Below are 1,279 nucleotides of genomic sequence, written 5' to 3' on the forward strand. Positions count from 1 at the left end.
AGTAGGCAGTTTCGTAAATACGGCCACGTATATTCTTGATAAGTTTGGCCGTGTATGGCATCTTGATGCATTCCTTCGACTGGGGGTTGCGTATGCCAAGAAAGAGTCCGTTTCTCATCGAGTTGACTCTGGACGAGTCGGCCGAGTTGAATCGTCGTGCGACCAGATATACGTTGCCGTATTTCGAGGTTGTTCGAGCCAAGATGATCCTGATGGCCGCCAACGGCTTGGACAACGACGAGATCGCCGCGCGCCTGGACACTCGGCGCGAAGTGGTCAGTCAGTGGCGCCAGCGCTTCTTCAAGGATCGATTGGCGGGCCTCGAAGAGAGAGCCCGCCCGGGACGCCCTCGGGTCTTTCCCCCCAGAGGTCACGGTTGAGATCAAGGCGCTCGCCTGCGAGTTGCCGGCCACCTTGGGCTTGCCGCTGTCGCGCTTGAGCGTTGCGGACGTGGCGCGACACGCGCAGCGTTCGGGCCTGGTGGCGCGCATCAGCGACAGCACGGTCTGGCGTTGGTTGCACGAGGACGCGATTCGCCCTTGGCGGCACCGTTGCTGGATCTTTGCGCGGGATCCGCATTTCCAGGCCAAGGCCGGGCGCATCCTGGATCTGTACGAGCGGCGCTGGCAAGGGCAGTCGCTGCGCAAGGACGAGTTCGTCATCTCGACCGACGAGAAGACCAGTATCCAGGCTCGGCTTCGCATGCATCCAAGTCTGCCCACTGAACCGGGCAAGTCGATGCGCGTGGAGCACGAGTATGAACGCGGTGGCGCCTGGGCATATATGGCGGCGTTGGACGTGCATCGCGCCAAGGTGTTCGGCCGATGCGAAGCGACCACGGGCATCGCGCCCTTCGAGCGGTTGGTCGATCAGGTCATGAGCCAGCCGCCATACGTCAACGCAAGACGCGTGTTCTGGGTCATGGACAACGGCTCGTCGCATCGCGGCGACGCGTCAGTGCAGCGCCTCATGCAAGCCCATCCCCGATTGGTTCCGGTCCACGCACCGGTCCATGCCAGTTGGCTCAATCAGATCGAAATCTACTTCTCGATCGTGCAGCGCAAGGTGCTAACCCCGAACGACTTCCCTGGCCTGGAGGCGATCGCTCGGAGGCTGGCGAGCTTCGAGCGCTACTTCGAGAGCATCGCGCATCCATTCGAGTGGAAATTCACCCGCACCGATCTCAATGCCTTGATCGCACGCATGCGCGATCGATGGGCGCAGAGCCTGAAGCTGGCCGCTTGAAGAATACGTGTGCGAACTTCCGAAACGGAGTACT

At 61.2% G+C, this 1,279-nt stretch carries 2 protein-coding genes; both read left to right on the plus strand.

Annotated elements, in window-relative coordinates; all coding sequences use genetic code 11:
- Positions 1-50: 50 nt before the first annotated feature.
- Positions 51-380, plus strand: coding sequence for a helix-turn-helix domain-containing protein (locus tag WKW77_RS34970; protein ID WP_340361475.1), 330 nt, complete (start codon positions 51-53; stop codon positions 378-380).
- Between the two features lies 1 nt (position 381).
- Entirely contained in the window at positions 382-1,245 is an 864-nt protein-coding gene (locus tag WKW77_RS34975) for an IS630 family transposase (protein WP_340361476.1), read from the plus strand.
- The last annotated feature ends 34 nt before the right edge of the window (positions 1,246-1,279 follow it).

It is taken from the genome of Variovorax ureilyticus (assembly GCF_037889935.1).
GTDB classification, from domain to species: Bacteria; Pseudomonadota; Gammaproteobacteria; order Burkholderiales; family Burkholderiaceae_C; genus Variovorax; species Variovorax ureilyticus.